This window comes from Tatumella terrea (assembly GCF_039523755.1).
Lineage (GTDB): Bacteria > Pseudomonadota > Gammaproteobacteria > Enterobacterales > Enterobacteriaceae > Tatumella > Tatumella terrea.
The window spans coordinates 21,562-27,822 of the sequence record NZ_BAAAFX010000003.1; the positions used below are offsets into that span (position 1 = coordinate 21,562).

General features: G+C 51.4%; 6 protein-coding genes. 4 read left to right on the forward strand and 2 right to left on the reverse strand.

Annotation, left to right across the window (positions count from 1 at the left end; all coding sequences use genetic code 11):
* Positions 1-2: 2 nt before the first annotated feature.
* The 4 genes from nfi to ABD035_RS02280 all read left to right on the forward strand — a co-directional run bounded on the left by nfi (position 3) and on the right by ABD035_RS02280 (position 2,628).
* Entirely contained in the window at positions 3-671 is a 669-nt protein-coding gene (nfi, locus tag ABD035_RS02265) for a deoxyribonuclease V (RefSeq protein WP_343867349.1), read from the forward strand.
* 62 nt (positions 672-733) lie between these two features.
* The gene (locus tag ABD035_RS02270) at positions 734-1,324 is read left to right on the forward strand and encodes a YjaG family protein (protein WP_212715100.1); all 591 of its coding nucleotides are present in this window, start codon (positions 734-736) and stop codon (positions 1,322-1,324) included.
* Between the two features lie 189 nt (positions 1,325-1,513).
* On the forward strand, positions 1,514-1,786 hold the full coding sequence (gene hupA / locus ABD035_RS02275; protein WP_007886275.1) for a nucleoid-associated protein HU-alpha: 273 nt from the start codon (positions 1,514-1,516) through the stop codon (positions 1,784-1,786).
* 179 nt (positions 1,787-1,965) lie between these two features.
* On the forward strand, positions 1,966-2,628 hold the full coding sequence (locus ABD035_RS02280; protein WP_371813167.1) for a DUF1481 domain-containing protein: 663 nt from the start codon (positions 1,966-1,968) through the stop codon (positions 2,626-2,628).
* Positions 2,629-2,697: 69 nt separating this feature from the next.
* On the opposite strand, the gene purD is transcribed toward ABD035_RS02280, so the two are convergent.
* Together purD and purH are read right to left on the reverse strand one after the other, a co-directional pair.
* Positions 2,698-3,981 carry a phosphoribosylamine--glycine ligase gene (purD, locus tag ABD035_RS02285; protein WP_343867354.1) on the reverse strand — a complete coding sequence of 428 codons (1,284 nt, stop codon included), beginning with the start codon at positions 3,979-3,981 and terminating at the stop codon, positions 2,698-2,700.
* Between the two features lie 19 nt (positions 3,982-4,000).
* A complete protein-coding gene (gene purH, locus ABD035_RS02290) occupies positions 4,001-5,590 on the reverse strand; it encodes a bifunctional phosphoribosylaminoimidazolecarboxamide formyltransferase/IMP cyclohydrolase (protein ID WP_343867356.1) in 1,590 nt (529 codons plus the stop codon).
* Positions 5,591-6,261 lie beyond the last annotated feature (671 nt).

Genomic DNA, 6,261 nt, shown 5'->3' on the forward strand with positions numbered 1-6,261 from the left:
TCATGGCTGACTTCGCGTTACTGAAAGCAGAACAGCAATTGCTGGCCGCACAGGTGGTACGCGAAGGCCTGAGCCCTGACTTTGTCCCCCGGTTTATTGCCGGGGGAGATACCGGTTTTGAAGATAACGGTACTGTGGCCCGGGCGGCGATTGTGATTTTGCATTGGCCGTCGCTGGAGATGGCAGAGCATCGCGTTGCCCGCGTCCCCGTGACGTTGCCTTATGTTCCGGGTTACCTCTCTTTTCGTGAATGTCCCGCGTTACTGGCTGCCTGGCAGCAACTCACGTACCGCCCGGAGTTAATGTTTATTGATGGACATGGCGTTGCCCATCCACGTGGATTAGGCATAGCCAGTCATTTTGGGGTGACCGTCGATATTCCGGTGATAGGTGTGGCTAAACGACGTTTATGTGGTGATTATCAGGTGCCGTCTGCCACCCCCGGGGACTGCCAGCCTTTAATCTATCAGCAGCAGACAGGCTGGGTATTACGCAGTAAAGTCCGGTGTAATCCATTATTCATTTCGGCCGGACACCGTGTGAGCGATGATATGGCATTGTACTGGACCCGCCAGTGTCTGCGTGGTTACCGTTTACCTGAACCTACCCGTCTGGCGGATGCCGTCGCATCTCAACGAAAGGGCTTCCGGCGTTATCTGAACAGACAATAACGCTGTGAAAAGATCGCTTTTGCGTTACACTTTCGGCAGCTAATTGATAACGAGTACCCGTCATGTTACGTAACCCAATCCATTTACGCCTGGAAAAGCTGGAAAGCTGGAAGCATGTGACTTTCATGGCCTGTCTGTGTGAGCGTATGTATCCGAATTACCAGGCCTTCTGCCAGCAGACTGAGTTTGCTGATGCGCATATCTATCGCCGTATTCTCGACCTGGTCTGGGAAACGCTGGTAGTTAAAGATGCCAAAGTGAATTTTGATTCTCAGCTGGAGAAGCTGGAAGAGGCGATCCCGGATGGTGATGCGTTTGACTTTTATGGTGTCTACCCGGCGATTGATGCCTGTGTGGCCCTGAGTGAACTCCTGCATGCCATGCTGAGTGGCGAAAGCCTCGCGTATGCAATCCAGGTCAGTGAAACCTCTGTGACGACCGTTGCTATGCTGGAAATGACCCAGGCTGGCCGTGAGATGACGGATGAAGAACTGAGAGAAAATCAGGCGGTGATTGATGAATGGGACCTGCAGTGGGAAATATTCAGGTTGCTGGCTGATTGTGAAGAACGTGATTTAGAGCTGATTAAAGGGTTACGTGCTGACCTGCGGGAAGCCGGAATCAGTAACATCGGTATAAGTTTTAACCAGTAAGACGATAAAACGTGACTTCAGACCTGATTTAGCTCACCTGAAGGCTTCACATCCGCCCCCTGTCTGGTCTACATTTGGGGGGCTAAAAATTGTGGCTATCGGTGTGTGCAGGCTGAAGGGTGTCGGAAGATAGGCTTTTCACTCGCACTCGTTGCTTAGCAGGCGATAAATACACTTTAAGGATAACTTATGAACAAGACTCAACTGATTGATGTGATCGCGGAAAAAGCGGACCTGTCTAAAACCCAGGCTAAAACAGCACTGGAATCTACTCTGGCTGCGATCACTGAGTCTCTGAAAGAAGGTGATGCAGTTCAGCTGGTTGGTTTCGGTACTTTTAAAGTCAACCACCGTGCAGAGCGTACCGGTCGTAACCCACAAACGGGTAAAGAGATCAAAATTGCTGCTGCTAACGTGCCTGCGTTCGTTTCCGGCAAAGCTCTGAAAGACGCAGTAAAATAAGCGTTCATCTCAGCTGCACTGATATTTAGTTAACAGAAGAGGTGGTCAGACCGCCTCTTTTGTTTATTTTATCAATGCCGGGGCACTGTTTATTCCGCCAATCGCCCTGACATTACTTCCTCTTTACCCTAATCTGTCCTGCTTATCTCACTGACTGTATTCAGCATTAAGGAGATATGATGTTTTCTTCCGGACGGGGACGTCTCCTGTGCCTGACCCTGCTACTGCTCACCGGATGCCAGTCTGCGCAAAAAATGCCGGCATTTACGGCCTCGGGTTATCTTGCTGACCGGGGTGTGGTCCGTATCTGGCGAAAAAATACGCCGCCGGATATTACTATTCGCACACTTTATAGTCCCTTCGATCGCACAGTGACCGAACAATCTGACTATCATTGGCAAAATGGGCAGTTACTGATGATTAAACGACATCTCAGTGGTACCTCGCCCGATGATGTGACTTTACGATTTGATAATCAGGGGAATGTCAGCTTTATGCAGCGGCAACTCGCCCGTCAGCGTGAAAGCGTAAGTCAGGATGATATCGAACTCTACCGGTTCGATGCGCGACGGTTATTACAAATAAGCGATGGCCTGCAGGCAGGCAGAGTCACCCTGATACAGGGGACCTGGGAGGGCAATAATCGTGTGACGACCTGCCACCATCAGACAATATCGGCAGGTCTGGATGCGTATTCTGTACAGATGATCTCTCGCGAGCAGAGACAATCTGCAGGAGCGCCGATCTATATTGCCTGGTTGCGGGCACCTGAGGGGGTTCAGCTGCTGAAAGCGACCACAGAAAATCTCTGTCTCCAGGCGCCGGCCTCTTCTGATCTCTGAGAACCTTCCGCCAGCAAGGGAATAAAAAAGGCAGACCGGAGTCTGCCTTTTGTGGAGTATTCCCCCGGGTTACTTCTGGCGGTTAATCGCCCGGTAACCAATATCTGTTCGACAGAAGCAACCTTCCCACGAAATGGCTTTTGCCAGTGCATAGGCCTGCTTCTGAGCCGCGGCGATATCATCCCCCAGACCGGTGACACATAACACCCGGCCGCCATTAGTGACAACATCTTCGCCCTGTAAGGTGGTGCCGGCGTGGAAGACTTTGCCGTCAGGCGAGGTGGCTGCCTCCAGACCTGAAATGACATCTCCTTTACGGTATTTTTCAGGGTATCCGCCGGCGGCCAGTACAACACCTAATGCCGGGCGGGGATCCCACTGAGATTCCTGTTGATCCAGCTGCCCGTCACAGGCTGCCAGGCACAATGCGACCAGGTCAGATTGCAGTCGCATCATAATGGGCTGGGTTTCAGGATCGCCGAAACGGCAGTTAAATTCGATCACTTTCGGCCGGCCTTCAGGATCGATCATCAGCCCGGCGTAAAGGAAGCCGGTATAAACATTCCCCTCGGCAGCCATTCCACGCACGGTAGGCCAGATAACTTCGTCCATGGCCCGCTGGTGGACTTCATCAGTGACGACCGGAGCCGGAGAATAGGCACCCATCCCGCCGGTGTTCGGCCCGGTATCCGCATTGCCGACACGTTTATGATCCTGGCTGGTGGCCATAGGCAGGACATGCTCGCCATCAACCATCACGATAAAGCTGGCTTCTTCACCCTGTAAAAATTCTTCGATAACGATACGATGGCCTGCATCACCGAAAGCATTGCCGGCCAGCATATCCCTGACGGCGTCTTCAGCCTCCTGCAGAGTCATCGCCACGATCACGCCTTTACCGGCGGCCAGACCATCCGCTTTAATGACGATAGGCGCACCTTTTTCCCGCAGATAGGCCAGGGCAGGATCAATCTCGGTGAAATTCTGATATTCAGCGGTCGGAATGTTATGGCGTGCCAGGAAATCTTTAGTAAAGGCTTTAGATCCTTCCAGTTGTGCAGCGCCACGGGTCGGGCCAAAAATCTTCAGACCGGCTTCGCGGAAAGCATCGACCACGCCAATGACCAGAGGGGCTTCAGGACCGACAATCGTCAGACCAATATTCTCTTTGCGGGCAAAAGCGAGTAAACCTTCGATATCTGTGGCACTGATATCGACATTATGCAGAGCGGGCTCCAGCGCGGTACCGGCATTGCCCGGGGCGACATAGACTTTACCGGCTAGCGGTGATTGTGCGGCTTTCCATGCCAGCGCGTGTTCACGGCCGCCATTACCAATAATTAAAATGTTCATAATAAATACCCCCGAAAGATTAATGGCGGAAATGACGCATATCGGTAAAGATCATTGCAATACCGTGTTCATTAGCAGCGGCAATGACTTCATCATCACGGATTGAGCCACCAGGCTGGATAACACAGGTGATCCCGACCGCCGCTGCGGCATCGATACCGTCACGGAACGGGAAAAAGGCATCAGAAGCCATCGCTGACCCTTTAACCTCCAGCCCTTCATCACCGGCTTTGATCCCGGCAATCTTCGCTGAATAGACGCGGCTCATCTGGCCGGCGCCGATACCGATGGTCATATTATCGCGGGCATAGACAATGGCGTTGGACTTAACGAACTTTGCCACCTTCCAGCAAAACAGCGCATCGCGTAATTCCTGCGCCGTGGGCTGGCGCTGACTGACTACGCGTAATTGCGACTCGTCAGCCATACCCAGATCACGATCCTGCACCAGTAATCCGCCATTCACGCGTTTGAAATCCAGGCCTGGCTCACGCTGCTGCCATTCACCACAGGTCAGGACACGGACATTCTGCTTAGCCGCAGTGATTTTTAATGCAGCTTCACTGGCTGACGGAGCAATAATGACCTCAACAAACTGACGGCTGATAATCGCCTGTGCAGTGGTTTCATCCAGTTCACGGTTAAATGCGATAATTCCGCCGAAGGCGGACGTCGGGTCGGTCGTATAAGCGCGTTCATAAGCCTGCTGAATATCTTCACCGATAGCCACGCCACAAGGGTTAGCATGCTTAACAATGACACAGGCAGGTTCGGCGAATTCTTTAACACATTCCAGTGCCGCATCGGTATCCGCAATATTATTATAGGAAAGTGCTTTACCCTGTAACTGCTGAGCCGTGGCGACAGAGGCCTCTTTAATATTCTCTTCTATATAGAAAGCCGCATCCTGGTGGCTGTTTTCGCCGTAACGCATATCCTGCTTTTTAACAAAATTCAGGTTTAGCGTACGCGGGAAACGACCGGCCGGAATTTTCTCTTCACTATAATATGCCGGCACACGCTGACCGAAGTAATTCGCGATCATGCTGTCGTAAGCCGCGGTGTGCTCAAAGGCTTTGATCGCCAGGTCGAAACGCGTTTCCAGAGTCAGACTGTTGTCATTATCTTCCAGCTCCCGGATCAGGGCAGGGTAATCATGGCTTTTTACCACGATAGCGACATCTTTATGGTTCTTGGCCGCGGAGCGCACCATGGTCGGGCCACCGATATCGATATTCTCGACGGCATCTTCCAGCGAACATCCTTCACGGGCAACCGTTTCGGCAAAAGGGTAGAGGTTAACGACGACCATATCGATCGGCTCGATCCGGTGTTCCGCCATAATGGCATCATCCTGCCCGCGTCGTCCCAGGATCCCGCCGTGGACTTTAGGGTGCAGTGTTTTCACCCGGCCATCCATCATTTCCGGAAAGCCGGTGTAATCGGATACTTCGGTAACGGGTAAACCCGCGTCAGCCAGTAAACGGGCAGTGCCGCCGGTAGAAAGCAACTCCACACCCCGGGAGGTCAGTGCTTTGGCAAACTCAACAATACCGGTTTTGTCAGAAACACTCAGAAGAGCGCGGCGTACAGGACGACGTTGTTGCATAGTGAAGTAATCCTCTGGATTGGTTTCATATATATAGAAAAGAAGTCATAGAGAAAGTTCTGAAGGCAAATATCGCTGTTATCTGCGTTCAGAAACCTCGCCGGACCCGCTAATTATACGCTGGCATTGTAGCGAAAACGTTTGCGTGATGCCCGGCTAAATTTGGATTTATAGCCCTTTGTGGATAACTTTGTGGGTAACAGCGTATAAATGGCAGATTTGCTGTGTAATGCAGCAAACAGTCTTTTTTGTTGAAATTAGTGGTTGCGCCTTTTCGGGAACTCCCTATAATGCGCAACCACTGAGACGGCAAAGCGCGATGCGCAGCGGCGTGACAGGGACTGAAGCGATTCGGTCCGGGAGAAAAAATCACGAAATAGTGGTTGACTCCTGAGGTGAAAAGCGTAATATACGCCACCTCGCAACAGCAACCTAAACGGTTGAGTTGCAACGCTCTTTAACAATTTATCAGACAATCTGTGTGGGCACTCGCAGGATTGATATCAAACGTCTCCGGACGTAAAAAATATCAAGTCTTAAGAGTGAACACATAATGAAATTCATTATGAGTGTTTTACACTTGAGCATCGCTGAACTCGTTTCAGCAAATCAAACTTTAAATTGAAGAGTTTGATCATGGCTCAGATTGAACGCTGGCGGCAGGCCTAACA